Origin of the sequence: Sphingobium lignivorans (genome assembly GCF_014203955.1) — a bacterium.
In the GTDB taxonomy this organism is placed as follows: domain Bacteria; phylum Pseudomonadota; class Alphaproteobacteria; order Sphingomonadales; family Sphingomonadaceae; genus Sphingobium; species Sphingobium lignivorans.
Genome location: NZ_JACHKA010000001.1, coordinates 3,114,683 through 3,132,905, shown reverse-complemented (window position 1 = coordinate 3,132,905; position 18,223 = coordinate 3,114,683). Strand labels below are relative to the sequence as shown.

Genomic DNA, 18,223 nt, shown 5'->3' with positions numbered 1-18,223 from the left:
GCGGCCGCAAGACAACCGCCCCACGCACGCCGCGCGACATGAACAGGCTATTCCGCCGGATGCGCAAGGCCGGACTTGTCGCCACCGCGCGCGGCGATCAGCGCGCGCAGGCGGCGCGTGATCGCTTCGGGCGACTGGGTGCCGCGCGCGAGATGCCGATAGAGCAGGGGAACCACGAACAATGTGATGACCGTCGCGATGCTGACGCCGAAGACGATGACCCAGCCGATCGATGCCCGCGCGCCCGCGCCGGCGCCGTGGCTGAGCGCCAGCGGAACCGCGCCGGCGACGGTCGCGATGGAGGTCATGAGGATCGGGCGCAGGCGGCGGGCGGAGGCTTCGCGGATTGCTTCCTCGATGTCCTTGCCTTCGTCACGGAGCTGATTGGCGAACTCGACGATGAGGATGCCGTTCTTCACCGCGAGGCCGACCAGCATGACGATGCCGATCTGGCTGAACAGATTGATGGTCGTGCCGGTCGCGGCCAGGCCCAGGATGCCGCCCGCCACGCCAAGCGGAACGGCCGAGATGATGACGGCGGGATGGACGAAGCTCTCGAACTGGGCGGCGAGCAGCATGTAGATGATGATCACCGTCAGGCCGAACGCGATCCAGATGGCGCCGCCGGTTTGCTTGAAGGACTGGCTCTCGCCGCGATAGCCCACGGCCAGCACTTCCGGCGAGAGGCGCGCCTGATCCTCCAGGAAATCGAGCGCGCGGCCCAGCGAATAGCCCGGCGCGAGCCCGCCCTGCAGCGTGATCGCGCGCATCTTGTTGAAGCGCCCCAGCTCGCGCGCGGTGGCGGCCTGCCGCGCGATCACGAGATTGGAGAGCGGGACGAGCGTGCCGCTGGCCGAGCGCACATAGACCTTGGACAGCGCGGCCTCGTCCTCGCGATTGAAGGCTTCGGCCTGGAGGATGACATAATATTCCTCGCCATCGCGCACATAAGTGGAGGTGCGGCGCGAGCCCATCATGGTCTGGAGCGCCTGGCTCACATCATCGACGGAGATGCCGAGATCGCCGGCGCGCTGATGATCGACCTCTATGACGAGCTGCGGCTTGTTCTCCACATAATCGGCATCGAGATTGATGATGCCGGGATTGTCGCGCGCGGCATCGATGATCCGGTCGCGCGCGCGGGCCAGCTCCTCATAGGACATGCCGGCGATCACGAAGCGGATCGGCTGGCCCCCGCGCGACAGCCGGTTGAGCACGACGGCGTTGCCGCGGACGGCGGGCAGGGTGGCGACGCGCTTGTTCACCTCGTCCGCGACATCGAGCGACGTGATGGTGCGATCGTCCCAATGCTGGAGATAGACCGAAAGCTGGTTGTTGTTGAAATCCTCGCCCGCGCCAAAGCTCCCCGGCAGGCGCGCGATCATGCCGCGCACGCCGCCATGCCCCACCATCGGCATGAGGAGCGCTTCGGCCTGCTTGGTATAGGCATCGGCCTGCGCGAAGCTGGTCCCTTCCGGCATGTTCATGCGGATCTGCACGATGCCGGTGTCCTCGGCAGGCGCCAGCTCCGAATCGAGGGTGCCGAACAGCCAGGCGGCCGAGCCGAGCAGCAGCACGACGGCGGCGATGATGAGCCAGGGGCGCTTGAGCTGGCCGTCCAGAATGCGGCTGTAGCCCTGCTCGAACCGCTCCATCGCATGGTCGATGCGCGCGGTGAAGGCGCCGCGCTCGTGGTTCTTGAGCAGCTTGGAGCACATCATCGGCGTCAGGGTGAGGGCCAGGAAGCCGGAAATGGCGATGGCCGCCATCATCGCCACCGCCAGCTCGCGGAACAGGAGGCCGGTCTGGCCGGACAGGAACATGACCGGCACGAACACCGCGCAGACCACCAGCGTCATGGCGACGACAGCGAAACCCACCTGCTTGGCCCCGGCATAAGCAGCATAAAGCGGCGGTTCGCCCTGCTCGACGCGATGATAGATATTCTCCAGCACCACGATCGCATCATCCACCACGAGGCCGATCGCCAGCACCAGAGCCAGCAGCGTGAGCAGATTGATGGAATAGCCCGCCAGCCAGAGCACGGCGAAGGTGCCGAGCAGGCAGATCGGCACCGTGATCATCGGCACGATGGTCGCGCGCACGCTGCCAAGGAAGAAGAACACCACCACCATGACGAGCAATGCGGCTTCCGCCAGCGTCTTCCACACGCCCTTGATCGCCTGCTCGATGAACAGGGTGCTGTCACTGCCGATCTTGATCTCCATGCCCTGCGGCAGATCCTTGCTGAGATCGGCGACCATCTTCTTGGCGGCCTGCGCGACGGCCAGCGTGTTGGCGCCCGATTGCCGCACGATACCGAGGCCTACGCCCGTCTCGCCATTGAAGCGGAAGGACGTGTAGGGATTCTCCGGCCCTTCCTCCACGCGCGCGACATCGCCCAGCCGCACCAGATAGCCGTCAGGCCCCCGGCCGATCACGAGCTGCCTGAAATCATCGGGCGTGGTGAAGCCGCGCTCGACCCGCAGGGACAGGTTCTGCGCGGGCGTCTCGATCCGGCCCGCCGGCAGTTCCACATTCTGCTGGCGCAGGGCATTCTCGACATCGCGGGGCGTCAGCCGGAAGGCGGCGAGGCGATCGGCATCGAGCCACACGCGCATCGCCGGCTCGGCAATGCCGAGGGCCTGGACCTGCGCCACGCCATCGATGGTGGAGAGCCGGTCGATGATGACGCGCGAGACATAGTCGCCCAGCTTCGTCTTGTCCCACCCGGCCGCCATGACCGGGAAGAAGATGATCGGCGAGGCATCGGAATCGACTTTGCGCACTTCCGGCGGAAGCGCATCGACCGGGCGGTCCGCCGCGCCGGCCGACACGCGATCGCGCACGTCGTTCGCCGCCTCGTCGATATTGCGGCCGGGATTGAACTCGATGGTGATGTTCGAGCTGCCGTCGCGCGAAACCGAGCTGATCGACTGAATGCCCTCGATCCCGGCCAGGCGCTGCTCGAGCGGCTGGGTGATGCGGCTTTCGATGACGCCGGCATTGGCGCCGGTATATTGCGTCTGCACCGAGACGATCGGCGCGTCGGTATCAGGATATTCGCGGATCGAGAGGCTGAGGAAGCCGATGATCCCCACGATCGTGATCAGCAGCGCCATCACGGTCGCGACGACCGGGCGTCGGACCGAGATGTCCGAAAGGATCATGAGGCGGGTTCCTGCGGGCCGGACGCGGGATTTTCATTGCTGGCGCGGCCCGGGCCTTCGGTGAGGCGGACCGGCCGGCCTTCCGCCACCTTGACGACGCCCTCGGCCACGACGCGGGCATCGCGGGGCAGCCCCGCCACCTCGATGAAGCCGCCGTCGCGCAGGCCAGTGGTTACCGCCGTGCGCCGCACCACATGCTTGTCGTCCACCGTATAGACATAGCGCAGGTCGCCTTCGGCCATCACCGCCATTTCCGGCACGGCGAGCGCGGTGCGCTGGCCGGTCTCGATGCGCACCGTGAGGAGCATGCCCGGCTTGATGCGGTTGCCGGGATTGGGCAGCGTCGCGCGCACCATCACAGCGCGGCTCTGGGGATCGATCACCGGATCGATGACGCTGACCTGTCCGATGATGGGATCGTCCGGATAAGCCGACGCGAAGGCCTTGATCGGCTGGCCGGGCCGCAGCAGCGCGAGCTGAGTCTCCGGCACCGTGAAATCGAGCTTGATGCGCGAGATGTCGCTCACCGTGACGAGCGGCGTGCCGGTGGTGACGATGGCGCCCGCCGAGACGTTGCGCAGCGAGAGATAGCCCGAGAACGGCGCGCGGATCATGCGATCACTGATCTGCGCCTGGATGCTTTCCTGCGCGGCTTTCGCCTCGCTCAGCGCGGCGCGCTGACGATCGAGCAGCGCGCCGGTGGCGAAACCCTGTTCATTGAGGCTGTTGACGCGCTCGAGCTGCGCCTGCGCCTCGGCGGCGCTCGCGCGGGCGCCGGCAAGGGCAGCCTCCTCCTGCGCGCTCGAAAGCACGGCAAGCAACTGGCCGGCGCGCACATACATGCCGTCGTCGAACAGCAGGCGCTCGATCCGCTCGGTGACATTGGCGGCCAGCGTCACCTGCTCATTGGCGCGGGCGGAACCCACGGCCTGGATCTCGTCCCGGAAAAGATGAGGCTGCGGCTCGACCGCCGTGACCAGCGGAGGCTCGCGCCGCTGCTCCTGCTGCTCGCCACCGGAGCAGGCCGCCAGCAGCGCGACAACGGCCACCAGCAACAAGGCCGGGCCCGGCGCGCGCTTTGCGTGCATCGCGTGATGCCGGCTCTCGTGCCTCACTTCGTCACCATGCACTTGAGGGAAGACTTGCCGATGGTGCCCCACTTCCGTGCGGACCGCCAATGTTCTTTTTGTGCACCTGCACAGAGACGTCAAGTCCGCCGGTAAGAATTTTATATGGTATACGGTTCAGTACTTCGGGGCTGCGGATTGCGGGGAACCTTTGCGCAGCTGCGGGGAGCGGGCGAACGGTAAGAGGAGGCTGCGAGGGAGGGGGCCGGCCTCTCGCGACCGGCCCCTGCCCGATCAGGTGGCGGGGGACGCCGCGCCCAGGATTTCGGCGGCGGGCTTATTGGCTGCGTCGACCGAGCCATCGGCCAGCATGGCCTTCGACAACGTCGCCGCTTCCTCCTTGATCGCCGGATCGTCGCTTGCCTGGCTGGCGCCAATGAGCCCGCCGAGCAGCAGGTTCCTGTTCTGCGGGTTCGGCGCGGTGGCGACCGCCTGCCGGGCGATCGGCAAGGCCTCGTTGTAATAAGTCAGCGCGCCGGCCTTGTCCTGCTGGCCGAGCTTCGCATTGGCCACCTGGATGAGCAGGCTGGACAGGATCATCTTGCTCTGCGCGTCCGCGGGCTTGGCCGCCACAACCTTCCGCCAGAGCGGCAGGCTCTCCTCATAAAGCGGCGCGACCGCATCCATCTTCTGCGCGCCTGCATTGGCGGCGCCGGTGAGATAAAGCGCGTTCGCGAGGAAGCTGACATAGTCGATATTGTCGGGCTGCGCCGCGACCGCTGCGCGGATGGCGGGGAGCGCGGCCTCGTATTTCGCCAGCGCACCGGCATGGTCGCCGGCCTGCTGGGCCTTCTGGCCGGCATTGAAGTCCGCCACGGCCGCGTTGAACGCCGTGACCTGCTCCGGGCTCAGCGTTTCCTGGGCGATGGCGGGAGCGGCGGCGGGAACGGCGAGAGTAAGGACAAATGCTGTCAGCAAAGCACGGTTCATGATGCGATCTTTCCGGCTGTGCGGACGCGCGCCAGATCAGGATACGCAGACACACGACCACGTTTTGGTTTGAGGGCTTGAATGCCTCGGATACCTTAGGGATGCGACCAGAGGGGTCAACCTCAGGCCCTTGAAGATGAAGCATATTCATCTCGGCTCGTCCCGTGGGAGGCTCGGGTGATCGCATGGATGGAGATCGGTCGGGCCCGCCGGCGGGGGGGGGCGCGGCGGGGCCTGTGCGGCGATTTTCGTGAGGGAGGCGCGGCTGTGCTCGCCGCGATTGCGCAATGCGCGAAGTGATATTCGCCGCCGTCGGCGCGATGAAAAGCGCGTCCGCTCAGCCGTTGGAAATGCCGAGCAGTCTTAAGGTCAGTGGATCACGCACGCCGCCGAACCAGCGGTCGAGAACGGCAGCGATCGACGGATCGGGCCGGACCGCCTCGAACAGCGTCAGCGAGGAGCGCAGCTTCATCGCGTCGATCTCGCCAAACACGGCGACCGGGTCGCTCGTTCGCAAATCCTCCAAGGCGCGAACACATTCGCGGTAACGCGGCCCGAGCACGGGATGATCCAGGAAAGCGCGAGCTTCATCGCGCGAACGGATCGCGAAATGCCGCGCGGCCGGGCTGTGCCCCAGACCCGCGAGCTGCGGAAAGACGAACCACATCCAATGAGAACGCTTGGCGCCGCTGCGGATTTCGCCCAGCGCATGCGCATAAACGGGCGCCTGTGCTTCCACGAAACGATCGAGGGCTGGATCGTCGGTCAAGTCAGTGCCTCCTGTGGTGAGTGTATCAGCATAACGCTGGGGCTGCCCGAAGGTGACGGAGGAAGCGGTTTCCGCACGACCATATGGCGAGGGAGTCGGTGTCGGCGTGGGGCGGGGTCAGAGAGCTCACTGGCGTGTGGCAGGTCGCGACATGTTGCCGGAGGCTCAAAGAAGCTTGGGAAGATGGAGCCGGTCTGGTCAGATCGTCGGGCTGGCGTGCCTTCGCCATTCCCGGCGTTATGGTGACCCCTACGGGAATCGAACCCGTGTTTCAGCCGTGAAAGGGCCGCGTCCTAACCGCTAGACGAAGGGGCCACGAGCGCCGGATGATCCCGGGGGATATCGGCGGCAAGCCGGGCGCCTATGCCGCGCCAAGCTCGTGGAGGCAAGCCCTAAAAGTGGCTCGATGCGCCCGAGAAAAAACCCTGGTGGAGCTGAGGGGAATCGAACCCCTGACCTCATCATTGCGAACGATGCGCTCTCCCAACTGAGCTACAGCCCCAGGGAGCGCTGCCTATAAGCAGGCGCCGGGCACAATGCAACGCGTTTTCAAGGCTTGCGTGCGGCGCCGTGAAATCGGGTTCAGGGCTTGTCGAAACCGAAGGACAGGAAGGCCGGCATCGGCCCGTTCCAGCCCTCGTCGGGGCCTTCGTCGCGCTGCTGGGGCGCAGGCGCGCGGGCGGGCTTGCCGCGCGGCGCCTCGCTCCGTGAATCCCGCGCGGGCCGGGCGGGGCGTTCGTCATCCTTCGCGGCTTTGGGCGCGGCCTCGCGGGTTGCCGGGCGCTCATCCGTGCGCGGCTTCTTCTCGCGGCTCGGCTTGGCCGCGCGCCTGCCGCCCCTGGCGGGGGAGGCACTCGCGCCGCTCTCGGCGGGCGCGAGGTCGACGCCGGTATCAAGCCGCTCGATCTTGTTGCCGATCAGCTTCTCGATGGCCTCGATCGCCTCGGCATCGTTCTTCGTCACGAAGGTGAAGGCCTTGCCGGTGGCGCCGGCGCGGCCCGTGCGGCCGATGCGGTGGACATAATCGTCCGGATGCCATGGCGCGTCGAAATTGAAGACGTGGGACACGCCCTTGATGTCGAGCCCGCGCGCGGCCACGTCCGAAGCCACGAGCAGGTTGATCTCGCCGCTCTTGAAGCGATCCAGCTCCGCGATCCGGGCAGACTGGTCGATGTCGCCGTGAATCTCGCCGGACTTGAAGCCGTGGCGCCGCAGGCTCTTGTTGAGCTCGCGCACCATCGTCTTGCGATTGCAGAAGATGATCGCCGTGTTGACGTCTTCCTTGCCGAGCAGCGTGCGCAGCATCTCGCGCTTGCCGCGTTCCTCCACCGGCACCAGCATCTGGGCGATGTTCGCCGAAGCCGTCGCGGGGCGAGCCACCTCGATCGACTTGGGATTGGTGAGAAACTTGTCCGCCAGCTTCTTGATGGGCCCGGGCATGGTCGCCGAGAACAGCAGCGTCTGCCGGTTCGCGGGCAGCTTGGTGCAGATATTCTCGATATCGGGGATGAAGCCCATGTCGAGCATCCGGTCCGCCTCGTCGATGACGAGCAGCGAGCAGCCGGTGAGCAGGATGTTGCCGCGCTCGAACAGGTCCATGAGGCGCCCGGGCGTGGCGATGAGCACATCGACGCCCTTCTCCAGCGCCTTCACCTGATCGCCCATGGATACGCCGCCGATGAGCAGCGCCATGGAGAGCTTGTGATACTTGCCGTATTTCTCGAAATTCTCGGCCACCTGCGCGGCGAGTTCGCGCGTGGGCTCAAGGATGAGGCTGCGCGGCATGCGCGCCCGCGAGCGGCCCTGGGCGAGAATGTCGATCATCGGCAGCACGAAGCTCGCCGTCTTTCCGGTGCCGGTCTGCGCGATGCCGATGATGTCGCGCATCATGAGAACAGAGGGGATCGCTTGCGCCTGAATGGGCGTCGCTTCGCTATAGCCCGCCTCTTCGACGGCTTTCAGCAATTCTTCTGACAGGCCGAGGTCGGCAAAGTGCATCAGGGTTCCGTGCAGGCTGGAAGGCAGGATAGGCCCGGACCCTGCCGTCACCGGGCATGTCTTGAGCCGCTTGGGCCATGCGCAAGAGCAGCGCTCCTGTCAAGGATTTCCGGGCCGGAGGGCTCGCGAGCGGGCAAGAAACGGGATGGTGAGCGCAGTGGCAGGGCCGGTCTGGCGTGGTGGACCTGCTGGCGCAAAGCCGGTGCTAGGGCAGGCTCAGCACATATCGGGCGATCTCCTGAGCGTCCTCCGGCGTTGCGGTTCCGCCATACATCATCTTGTTGCCGGGCACAGTCTCTCCCGGATTATAGAGAAAACTGGAGAGACGTTCGGCCGTCCACCGTTCACCGACGCCCTTGATGGCCTCCGAAGAAGCGAAGTTCGGCGCCGTTCCCGGTTTGCGATCCGCGAGGCCGGCGAGGCTCGGGCCCTGCCGGACTGCGCCCGGCTCGATGCTGTGGCAGGTCTGGCATGCGGCGAAGGCCGCCGGCATCGGCAGTGCCGTGCGCCCCGGCTGCTTTGGCGCTTCCGCTTCCTGTTGACCGCAGCCCGCCAGCGCAAGTGCAAGCGCTGCGGCGAAGGTGGAGCCCCGCTTTGGGGGAGTCATTTGTCGGTGCATCCTGCTAGGCAATGCCGTGATAGGTGGCGGCATAGGCCAGGACCTCGACCTGCGAGAACATCCAGCCCTGCACATTGGTCATTTTGCCCTGCGCGAAGTCGTCCCTGATGCGCTTGTCCAGCGCCTCGCCGGTGGGTGCCCCCAGCGCAGTCCATTGTTCAGACACATAAGCGTGCGTGAGGCCGGAGTCGCAAGCGACACAGGCCTTTCCGATCGCTGTGAGATGCATGGTTCTGAGGGTTTCCTCCGGATCGGAAGACGGATCCCCGCATAATGAGCGGCGCACGGGCGGCACGTTGACGAGCGCCACCGCGCCGGCGACCGTGGCCACCGAGCCGAGGAGGATGGTCCGCCGCGAGATTTTCTTCATGCAAAGCGCTCCTTCCTGAGATGGTCCGCAAGGCGCAGGGACAGCGCGACCAGCATCATCGTGGGTGAGCCGCTGCCGGCGGTCGAGAAGACCGAGCTGCCCGCCACATAGAGATTGTCCATGCCATGGACACGGCAGTTCCGGTCGACCACGCCATTGCGGGGATCATCGCTCATCCTGGTCGAGCAGGTGTGGTGGAACCCCACATCCATTTCCGGATAATCCGGCCAGGGTTGGGCGGGATCGAAAGTGAGCTGGAAACGACCAAGATTGAGACGGCCTGCCTCCTGGGCAAATAGTTCGAACGCGCGGTGCAATGAATGCTTGCCTTCATCAGCCAGCGCCCAGTTGAGGTTCGCGATCGGCATGCCGACCTTGTCCGTGCGATCGGAAAGCGTGATCCTGCTGTCCGGATGTGGGCGTGGCGTGAGACGTCCAGCGACCTTGAAGGCGATCGGATCGCCGTTGCGACAGACCGCGCGCCTCAGCAGCGCGCCGCCGCTCTCGTGAGGCCGTGTGATCGCGGCGACGACGTCAGCACCTTTGATCTGGCCCGGCGAACCACCTGCGACGGCGTCCTTGAGGCGCCAAAGCGCCAGCTCGCCCTCCCGTGGCTTCTCAGGCACCGGATCGAAGCGCAGGAACACATCGTCCAGCCCCTGCTCGCGGAATGCCTCGTCCCCGATTACGAAATGAGAGAAGGCTTCCGTGTCCCGATAGAAGGGCTGCTGGAGGATCAGTCGATCAAGCGGGATATCCGGATTCCGTACGAAATACTGCGAGATGACCACATGGTCACCAAAATAACGGCCAACCTGATCGTTCTGATTTCCCATGCCATTGGGATTGCTGCGGCGCGAGGCGAGCAGAAGGCGCGCATTCTCTACGCCGCCGGTTGCCAGAATGAAGGTTTTGGCCCGCACGGTCATCTCGTTGCCCGCGATCGTCCTCACCCGGGCGGATTCGACTGATCCCCCGCCGATCAGCTCCACCACATTCGCGTTGGTGAGAAAGCGCACGTTCGGCGCTTTCTCGAAGCGAGGCAGATAATTTGCGAATGTCTTGTCATCCGTCGCGGGATTGTTGGCGAGGAAAGTGACGCGGCTGGTGAACTTGCCGGGGTCGATGTCCCAAGCAGCTGTATGAAGGCGCTTGCGCCAATCCGCCGGGTCCCAGTCTGCCGGTTCCTCACGGAAAAGGGCAATCTGAGACGCTTCCGGCAGAAAGGGTTCGACATCACTCAATCGAATGGGCCAGCCGGTATGCGCGATACCCGGCTTGGCCTCGAAGTCACGCTCCAGGAATCGATAGCAATTGCCTGCCCAGTGGTTGGTCGTCCCCCCGATGAACCGCAGGCGTGATGCCTGCAGCGGGTAGCCTAATCCCGTGACGGTCGCCTCGGAATTAAGCCGTTCCGTTTCCCGGTCGATGGACGGCCCGCCACTTTCCAGAAGCAGGACACGAATGTTCGAGTTGGCAAACTTGGATGCGAGCGTGATTCCTGCCGCGCCTGCGCCAATGATGCATAGGTCGGCCTCGATCGTTTCATTACCAAGTCCGCGTGCGTCTTCTGCCAAGGCCGGTCTCCCACAACAGGCAATTCAATCGAGGAGACGATAGAGAGAGAGTGCTCTGCCGCGCAAGGCCGATGAGACGATTGTGCCGCGCGGGCCAATCGGATGGCCGCAGTCCAAACGTGCCCGCTCATTTTTCCCGGCGTTTGTCGCTCTCGTCGTCCTTCACCGCCTCGCGTTCGAGATGCGTGAATTTCTCGATCTCGCAGGCCGAGCCGTTGCGCGCGTGGAGTGTGTCCCGGCCGGCGCAGAGCGAGCCGTCCTTGCTGGCCTGGATGTAGAAGCCCGCGTAGAAATCCGCGGCGCGGCAGCTGCGGCCGAAATGGGCGCGGAACTGCTCATTGAGGCCGGTCACCATCCTGAGCCCCTCGTCCGGCGTGATGGAGGCGCCGCGAATGCGCTGGATGGGGAGGCATTTGGGGCCCCTGCTTTCCTTCCAGCGCCATTGCGCCGGGGCGGGGGCATCTTCCACGGGCGTGGCGAGCGAGCGGCGCATGGGCACGGTGGGGATTCGGATGATGACGCGCTGCTCGATCGTCACCTGCGCCCACTGGCTGCCGTCCGGACGTGGCGCGCGGGTCTCCTGACCAGCCGCGGCGCCTGGTGCGAGCGTAAGCAGCATCAAGAAGAATGTGATGACAATGAAAGGCAATGAATCGTTCCCGACGTTCAGAATGCCCTAGTGACCCGCCCTTGAACAGGCGATTAATTGGGGCAGCGGCGGGATGAAGAGTGCAGGGGCGCGCGAGGCTGGCATTCGGGAGCGGCAATCGCCATAAGGCAGCGCATGATCGCGCCTGACACTCTCGCCGCTTTTCGTGCCGTCGCCGGGCCGCGCGGCCTGATCGAGGACCAGGATCTCATCGCACCCTGGCTCGAGGACTGGCGCGGCAAGTTCCATGGTGAGGCCGCGGCGATCCTGACCCCGCGCTCGACGCAGGAGGTCGCCGCGATGGTGCGCTGCGCGGCCGAGCACCGCGTGCCGCTGGTGCCGCAGGGCGGGAACAGCTCGATGGTCGGGGGCGCCACGCCACCGGCTGACGGCAGCGCGCTCATCCTCTCGCTGCGGGCCATGAACAGCATCCGGCGGATGGACCCCGAGGCCAATCTGGCGGTGTGCGAGGCGGGCGTGATCCTTTCCCACCTGCATGAGGCGGCGCAGGCGGTCGGCCGGCGCTTCCCGCTGAGCCTGGGCGCCAAGGGATCCGCGACGGTCGGCGGCCTCGTCTCCACCAATGCCGGCGGCACGCAGGTGCTGCGCCACGGCACCATGCGCGCGCTGGTGGAAGGCATCGAGGCCGTGCTTCCGGACGGATCGATCCATGACGGGATCGCGGCGCTCAAGAAGGACAATCGCGGCTATGACCTCAAGCAGCTGCTGATCGGTGCGGAAGGCACGCTGGGCATCGTCACGGCCGCCAGCCTGCGGTTGGTGCCGGCGATTGCCGACCGGGCCGTGGCCTGGGTGGGCGTGAACGATCCCGCGCAGGCGCTTGCCCTGCTGCGACACATGGAGCAGCAGCTCGGTCCGGTGGTCGAGGGCTTCGAAGTCATCGCCGCGGACACGCTCGGCTTCATCCTCTCGGTGATTCCCGGCACGCGCCAGCCGATCGACACGCTCACGCCCTGGCATGCGCTGATCGAGGTCGATCTCGACGCGGCGACCGACGGCCCCGGCGCGCAGCAGCGGATGGAAGCGGCGCTGGCGAGCGCGTTCGAGAAGGGCCTCGTGATCGATGCCGCGATCGCCGCGAGCGAAGCGCAGGCGGAGGCCTTCTGGAAGCTGCGCGAAAGCGCGTCCGAAGCCGAACGGGCGCAGGGGCCTGCCCTGCAGTTCGACATCAGCGTGCCGATCGCCACCATGCCGCGCTTCATGGTCGATGTGGCGGCCGCATGCGAAGCGCGCTTCCCCGGCACCACCGCCTCGTCCTTCGGCCATCTGGGCGACGGCAATGTCCATTTCCACGTGCGCGCGCCGCGCGCGGGCGGCACCGAGGGTGGCAAGGCGTGGCTGGCCTCCCATGGCGAGGACGCCACGCGCTTCGTCAACGATCAGGTCGTGGCGATGAATGGCTCCATTTCGGCGGAACATGGCATTGGCCAGATGAAGCTCGCGGAGTTCGCGCGCCTCACCGAACCCGCGCAAATCGGCGCCGTGCGGGCGATCAAGCGCGCGCTGGACCCGCTCGGCCTGTTCAACCCGGGCAAGCTGGTGCCCCTTGCCACTCCGGTTTGACGGCTTTATGGCCGGGCGTCGACCAGCCTGACCATTCGGTGTGCGCTGTTTTAGCCAGTCTCAGGAGTTCGATGCCATGGCCAGCGCGCCGCAAGCCCAATCTTTGCCGTTGCTCTACAAGGATCTCGTGCCGCTCAACGTGGAGCAGCATGCCGGCTTCACGTTGCGCAACTATGACCGCGCGCCTTTTCTCATCGGCGTCCATGCCGTGCCGCTCACCGTGGACGAGTTCCCGCAGTGCCAGCGCGCGCTGCCGATCGTCTTCTCCGCTGGCCCCAATCCGCTGCCGCTCGCGCTGATGGGCCTCAACGAGGGCGTGAACACGCTCGTCGACGAGGAAGGCAAGCTGCGGCGGGACGATGGTTATGTGCCAGCTTATGTCCGCCGCTACCCCTGGCTGCTCGTCCGCCTCAACCCGGACAGCCAGGAATTGTCGCTCTGCTTCGATCCGACCAGCGAACTGATCGGCGAATATGAGGACGGGCGCCCGCTCATCGAGAATGGCGAGGCGACGCAGCTGACCAAGGACCTGCTGGCATTCTGCGAGCAGTTCGAGGAAGCGGCGATGCGCACCGGCCAGTTCATGAACGATCTCAAGGAAGCCGACCTGCTGATGGACGGCGAGCTCAGCATCCAGGTGCCGGACGTGGAAAAGCCCTTCGTCTATCGCGGCTTCCAGATGGTCAACGAAGAGAAGCTGCGCGACCTGCGCGGCGACCAGCTGCGCAAGTTCAACCAGAGCGGTTTCCTGCCGCTGATCTATGCGCATCTTCTCTCGCTGCAGGGCATGCGCGAGGTCTTCTTCGCGCAGCGCCGTCTGGGCCTCGGCCCCATCCCGGCGTTCGAGATCAGCTGAGCCCCTCAGCTTCGCGATCCGCATCCGGAAGGCGCCAGTTTCCCGGCAAACTGGCGCCTTTTCTTGTCGGGCGCGCATCGGTGAACGTTGCGGGCGAAAGACGGGGAAAGGCGGCGATACGCCGCGAGTCGCGCCGATACTTGGGGACTAACTCAACTATTCTCAGGATTTCGTGCTGGTTGCGCTTGAAAACAGCGAGGCACTGTCCTACCTTAAGAATACGTAGAGGCTTGTTCCCCCTTTCGGGCCTTTGCGTGGGCGTCCCGCCCTTTCGGGACGTCTCCTCCCTGAACCTGGGCCACCCTGTGCATCGCACGGGGTGGTTTTTTATTCGGCAGCCAGCGGGAAGGCGGTGCCGGCCAGATCCTGCATCAAGGCGCGGGCAAGCTCCGTGAAGAGCCGCTGCATGGCGGGCAGGCCTTCGCCGGGGCTCATCAACACCGAATCGAGATAGAGCGAGCGGTCCACCTCGATCTGGATCGCGTGGATGCCGGCTTCCGGCCGGCCATGGCGCTCCAGGATATGATTGCCGGAATAAGGCGTGTTGACCGCGATCGGCAGGGCCCTGCGGCGCACGAAATCCGCACACAGATCGGTCAATTGCCCTTTCGCGCTGCGCCCGAAGCGATCACCGATCACGATCCGCGGCGCAGGTTCGAACGTGCCGGGCGCCTCGCGCAGCGGCGGCATGGAATGAATGTCCACCAGCAGGGCCACGCCATGCCGCGCGCGCGCCACGGCCAGCGCTCCGGCGAGCGCGGCGTGATAGGGCCGATGGACCGTCTCGATGCGATCGCGCAGCGTCCGGAAGGGCAGGGGCGTATGCCAGAGCTTTCCCGTCTGCGCGAGCCGCTCGGGGATCAGCCCCAGGCCGCCCCGCACCTTGGCGCTGGTCTGCGGCCGAAAGCTCCAGGGCGCGCCGCTGATGCCCTGCGGATCGACCTCGCGCTCGTCCCGGTTGAGGTCGATGAGCGCGCGGGGCTGCCGCGCGACCAGCACATGATGGCCCTCGGCGATCAGGCCATGAGCGAGATGGTCCGCAAACCTGTCCTCCAGCCGGGCGAGCGTTGCCTGGGGGACGCGCGCGCGATCGAGCAGATCGTGCGTATAGAGGCGGCCGGCATGCGGCACGGCGAAGATCAGCGGGCCGCGCAGGCCGGGCTGGCCATAGCTCAGAAAAGCATCGTGCCTGCCCGTCACCATCTCCGGCAGCGCCTCGGTCTCTGTCATGCCTGTCCGCCTCCGTCCGGTTCAAAATCGTCAGGCCGATGGAAATTCTTAATCGCTTGTCGCATAACAGGGCCAGCGACGCCAAGCCCGGCAGAACGGCAGGCGATTTGTCCATCCGGAAGAGGTTTGACGGGGTCGGGGCACGGCATGATTCGCATTCTTGTGGCAGAAGACGATGATTCGATGCGCACATATCTGTGCCGGGCGCTGGAGCGCTCCGGCTATCAGGTGGTCGCGGTCGATCGCGGCACGGCGGCGCTTCCGCTGATCGCGACGGAGCGATTCGATCTCCTGCTCACCGACATCGTGATGCCGGAGATGGACGGGATCGAGCTTGCCCAGCATGTCGCGGCAGTGGCGCCGGAGACGCGGGTGATGTTCATTACCGGCTTTGCCGCCGTCACGCTGCGTGCGGGGCGCATGGCGCCGGAAGCCAAGGTGCTTTCCAAGCCCTTCCACCTGCGGGACCTCGTCATGGAAGTGGACCGCATTTTCGACAGGAACAGCGCGAGCGGCCTTTCCTGAGCGAGTGCGGTGCCGCAACGCGCGATTAGCGCTTGCACGGCACCGCCGGCTTGCGTAAGGGCGTCGCTCCCGTGGGCGTGTAGCTCAGTGGTAGAGCACTGTGTTGACATCGCAGGGGTCGCAAGTTCAATCCTTGCCACGCCCACCATGGAAAACCCCGTTAGGCCAATGGCTTAGCGGGGTTTTTCTATGCTTGTCGCAGAAGTGGATGACGCGCCCTTACGGGGCTGCTTGCCCAACAAATCGGGGCAAAAATTCGACAAGTTTGGGCAAATTCTGGGCACGCCCATTTTGGGACTCTGGAACGTATTTTTCGATTCGTCGTTTGACGCATGCGCTCCTAGGATCACGAGGGGCGCGCACCGAGTTTCGGAGCGGGTGGCCGGCCAGGCGAGTTCGATCCAGCTGATGCGCGAGCAGGTTTCCGACCGTCGTCTGGTGCTAGGTCGAGAACCTGCTGCGCCGGCCCCTAGGTTCTCCCTATGTCGAGTAAAGATCCCGCGTCCGTGGCTGCTGGCCATCGGACGTGGCGGTGCCGTCGGCGCAAGCCGAGCCGTCACGACAGGCCAGCGTGGCGGTTCAACCGTCATCTGTTGAGCCGAGTGCATACCGCGCGGGACCTAGCTTCGACGACGTCGAAGCTATGCGCCTGTCGTCGTGCAATCTCGATGAGAGCCGAGTGGCCCCCGGGTCCAGTCGGCAGCGCCTGCTCACGCCTGAGCAAATCGCTGATCAGCTTCAAGTCCGGGGCGCCGATCCACGTAGGTGGATGCTCCGGACATTCAAGAAACACGGCGTTCAGTATCTGAACGTCGGCGGCCCGACTGCGTGCCTCTCAGGCGCTGGTCGATCAACTCATGGAGAAAATGACGTGCTCTCACTCCGCACCCGCGGGAAGTCCGGGATATATTACATCCGAGGCTCGGTATCGCTCAACCGCCAAACCATCGACGTCAAAGAGTTCAGTACAGGAACAAGTGACAAGGATGCTGCGTCCCACGTGATGGCGCAGTACCAGATGCAACTGCATAACGAACTGCTCTTCGGCCCCACCGCCAAGGTCGCGGATGTGACGTTCTCGCCTGAAATGTGAGCGATCTTGAGTAGAGTCCGATGTGGAGGGGGCGGACGAAGATGAAGCGCAGCAGGTCCGGCGAAGAACAGATCATCGCGATCTTGAAGATGTAGGGGGCCGGGATGGCAACCGCGGACATGTGCCGCCATGGGATCAGCTCGGCGACGTTCTACAAGTGGAAGTCGAATTATGGCGGTCTGGGGTGTCCGAAGCCACCGCTCGACTGGCGTCTCTACAGAGAGTGGTATCAAATCGAGTGCTTCTTCAACAAGCTCAAGCGCTTCCGACGCATCGCCTTGCGCTATGAGAGAACGCTCTCCGCCTTTTATGAGCTTTGTCCATCTCATATGCACCATGACCTGGCTATACTCATTGCAGACAGCACTTAAGACGAAATCTCTAAAATTACTTTTCGCATGCCTTCCCGGCGGTTAGAGCAGATTAGGCGATTTTTAGGACTAGTATCGATGAAAGATAAGCTTAAGGCGACCCCCGTCACTGATCACTCTCAGGATGGCGAGTTTCCGATGATCCTCGAATGGCTTGTCAAGCCAGGCCTGATAGTGGACGTGGGCGCCAGGGGAAGAGAGCGGTCGAACAGCTTCGACCTTCTCTCTCGGTTTGGCTGGAAGGGGTTGCTCGTAGAGGCAAATCCGGCGCTCTACGATGAAATCATGCGCGACTTCTCCGGGACCGACTACAGACTCGTTCGTTGCGCCGTCGCGGAGGTCGAAGGCATACTGCCATTCTACATAGGCGCCAATGATGATGTCTCTTCACTGTTGAGGGATGCGGCATCAGGGTGGGGTGATCTGCGTGGGCAAGTCGATGTTCATGTCCGCAGGCTTGGCGCCATTTTAGACGAGCACTGGATTCCTCATCGTTTCGATATTTTAAGCCTTGATATAGAAGGCCTTGATGTAGAAGTATTTAATGACTTGATCGACAATACGCCGTATCGACCAAAACTTGTTATTATGGAAGCGTCTTATGATTTTAAAACAAAAGATTTAAATGATGTTGGGTCATCAAAAGCTGTTCAGGATGCTTATGAAATCTGTGGGCAGACTCGTGCAAACTTGTTTCTCAGTCGAAAAAATGACTTCGGCGGACTTTTCTAGAGAGGTGCCCTTGTTGCGAACTATGCCTTCGTCCCGGATCTTGACCCGGAGAGCGTCGAAGAAGACCGGCGGGTAAATCGGATCGAGCGGCCGTTGGTGCCAGGTTGCGACCTCATCGAGAACGGCGTCCGTCACCGTGCTGATCAGGTCGGGCGAGACGTCGATGCCGTACAGATCGTGCAGATGCCCGATTATCTCACGGGTGCTCATGCCGCGCGCTACATCGATATGATCTTGTTATTGAACCCGGGGAATCGCCGTTGATATTTGGCGATCAACTGCGGGTCGAAGCTCGACTGGCGGTCGCGCGGGACGTCGAGCGCCAGTTTGCCGCTCCCGGTCGTCACGGTCTTGCGACCGTAGTCGTTGCGCGTGTTGCCAGCACCATCGTCGCCGGCAAGGTGGTGATCCATCTCCGCGTTCAGGGCACGTTCGGTCAGCACCTTCTGCAGAAAATCAAGCAGGCCACGCTGTTCAAATGCCGCGCTGGCAGCACCGCTCGCCAGCAACTGGTCGAGAAGCTCATTCGGTATCGCAGGTTCTTTGCGTCGGGACATAGTGGGACTCCTTCTTACCCATTTGCCCGCCCGCACACGGAAATCCTGACAGTCCCGTAATGGCCG

At 64.3% G+C, this 18,223-nt stretch carries 15 protein-coding genes, 3 tRNA genes and 3 pseudogenes; 8 read left to right on the top strand and 13 right to left on the bottom strand.

What is annotated here, in order from left to right; genetic code table 11:
• Positions 1-47: 47 nt before the first annotated feature.
• From HNP60_RS14395 to HNP60_RS14345, 11 genes are all read right to left on the bottom strand, one after another.
• Complete coding sequence (locus HNP60_RS14395) at positions 48-3,170, bottom strand: efflux RND transporter permease subunit (RefSeq protein ID WP_184155070.1); 3,123 nt, start codon at positions 3,168-3,170, stop codon at positions 48-50.
• Complete coding sequence (locus tag HNP60_RS14390; protein ID WP_184157085.1) at positions 3,167-4,258, bottom strand: efflux RND transporter periplasmic adaptor subunit; 1,092 nt, start codon at positions 4,256-4,258, stop codon at positions 3,167-3,169. Before HNP60_RS14390 ends, HNP60_RS14395 begins: the two co-directional genes overlap by 4 nt.
• A gap of 273 nt (positions 4,259-4,531) precedes the next feature.
• Positions 4,532-5,227, bottom strand: a complete 696-nt coding sequence (locus HNP60_RS14385; protein WP_184155068.1) for a hypothetical protein — start codon at positions 5,225-5,227, stop codon at positions 4,532-4,534.
• 337 nt (positions 5,228-5,564) lie between these two features.
• Positions 5,565-5,996, bottom strand: a complete 432-nt coding sequence (locus HNP60_RS14380; protein ID WP_184155066.1) for a DUF1810 domain-containing protein — start codon at positions 5,994-5,996, stop codon at positions 5,565-5,567.
• A 240-nt stretch (positions 5,997-6,236) separates the two neighbouring features.
• Positions 6,237-6,311, bottom strand: a tRNA-Glu gene (locus tag HNP60_RS14375).
• Between the two features lie 111 nt (positions 6,312-6,422).
• A tRNA-Ala gene (locus HNP60_RS14370) sits at positions 6,423-6,498 on the bottom strand.
• 80 nt (positions 6,499-6,578) lie between these two features.
• Complete coding sequence (locus tag HNP60_RS14365; RefSeq protein WP_184155063.1) at positions 6,579-7,994, bottom strand: DEAD/DEAH box helicase; 1,416 nt, start codon at positions 7,992-7,994, stop codon at positions 6,579-6,581.
• A gap of 205 nt (positions 7,995-8,199) precedes the next feature.
• Positions 8,200-8,601, bottom strand: a complete 402-nt coding sequence (locus tag HNP60_RS14360; RefSeq protein WP_184155060.1) for a c-type cytochrome — start codon at positions 8,599-8,601, stop codon at positions 8,200-8,202.
• A gap of 16 nt (positions 8,602-8,617) precedes the next feature.
• Positions 8,618-8,983, bottom strand: a complete 366-nt coding sequence (locus HNP60_RS14355; RefSeq protein ID WP_184155057.1) for a hypothetical protein — start codon at positions 8,981-8,983, stop codon at positions 8,618-8,620.
• Positions 8,980-10,560 carry an FAD-dependent oxidoreductase gene (locus HNP60_RS14350; RefSeq protein WP_184155054.1) on the bottom strand — a complete coding sequence of 527 codons (1,581 nt, stop codon included), beginning with the start codon at positions 10,558-10,560 and terminating at the stop codon, positions 8,980-8,982. Before HNP60_RS14350 ends, HNP60_RS14355 begins: the two co-directional genes overlap by 4 nt.
• Before the next feature lie 127 nt (positions 10,561-10,687).
• The gene (locus tag HNP60_RS14345) at positions 10,688-11,179 is read right to left on the bottom strand and encodes a hypothetical protein (RefSeq protein ID WP_184155051.1); all 492 of its coding nucleotides are present in this window, start codon (positions 11,177-11,179) and stop codon (positions 10,688-10,690) included.
• A 165-nt stretch (positions 11,180-11,344) separates the two neighbouring features.
• Here HNP60_RS14345 and HNP60_RS14340 point away from each other — a divergent pair, with 165 nt between their 5' ends.
• Together HNP60_RS14340 and HNP60_RS14335 are read left to right on the top strand one after the other, a co-directional pair.
• Positions 11,345-12,793: an FAD-binding oxidoreductase gene (locus HNP60_RS14340; protein WP_184155048.1), complete on the top strand. Its 1,449-nt coding sequence runs from the start codon at positions 11,345-11,347 to the stop codon at positions 12,791-12,793.
• A gap of 76 nt (positions 12,794-12,869) precedes the next feature.
• The gene (locus HNP60_RS14335) at positions 12,870-13,649 is read left to right on the top strand and encodes a SapC family protein (RefSeq protein WP_014077215.1); all 780 of its coding nucleotides are present in this window, start codon (positions 12,870-12,872) and stop codon (positions 13,647-13,649) included.
• 327 nt (positions 13,650-13,976) lie between these two features.
• Here the strand turns inward: HNP60_RS14335 and HNP60_RS14330 are convergent, their stop codons facing one another.
• Positions 13,977-14,879 carry an N-formylglutamate amidohydrolase gene (locus HNP60_RS14330; RefSeq protein ID WP_184155045.1) on the bottom strand — a complete coding sequence of 301 codons (903 nt, stop codon included), beginning with the start codon at positions 14,877-14,879 and terminating at the stop codon, positions 13,977-13,979.
• Positions 14,880-15,026: 147 nt separating this feature from the next.
• Between HNP60_RS14330 and cpdR the strand changes: the two genes are divergently transcribed.
• The 6 genes and pseudogenes from cpdR to HNP60_RS14300 all read left to right on the top strand — a co-directional run bounded on the left by cpdR (position 15,027) and on the right by HNP60_RS14300 (position 17,600).
• Complete coding sequence (cpdR, locus tag HNP60_RS14325; protein ID WP_184155043.1) at positions 15,027-15,404, top strand: cell cycle two-component system response regulator CpdR; 378 nt, start codon at positions 15,027-15,029, stop codon at positions 15,402-15,404.
• A 73-nt stretch (positions 15,405-15,477) separates the two neighbouring features.
• Positions 15,478-15,552, top strand: a tRNA-Val gene (locus tag HNP60_RS14320).
• Between the two features lie 378 nt (positions 15,553-15,930).
• Positions 15,931-16,497: a hypothetical protein gene (locus tag HNP60_RS14315; protein ID WP_184155040.1), complete on the top strand. Its 567-nt coding sequence runs from the start codon at positions 15,931-15,933 to the stop codon at positions 16,495-16,497.
• Between the two features lie 41 nt (positions 16,498-16,538).
• Positions 16,539-16,679 (top strand): annotated as a pseudogene (locus tag HNP60_RS14310) (transposase); the annotation flags it as partial.
• Positions 16,680-16,691: 12 nt separating this feature from the next.
• Positions 16,692-16,845 (top strand): annotated as a pseudogene (locus HNP60_RS14305) (IS5-like element IS711 family transposase); the annotation flags it as partial.
• A gap of 101 nt (positions 16,846-16,946) precedes the next feature.
• Positions 16,947-17,600 carry an FkbM family methyltransferase gene (locus HNP60_RS14300; RefSeq protein WP_158512728.1) on the top strand — a complete coding sequence of 218 codons (654 nt, stop codon included), beginning with the start codon at positions 16,947-16,949 and terminating at the stop codon, positions 17,598-17,600.
• 9 nt (positions 17,601-17,609) lie between these two features.
• Here HNP60_RS14300 and HNP60_RS14295 read toward each other — a convergent pair.
• Positions 17,610-18,157: pseudogene (locus HNP60_RS14295) on the bottom strand (transposase); the annotation flags it as partial.
• Positions 18,158-18,223: the final 66 nt, after the last annotated feature.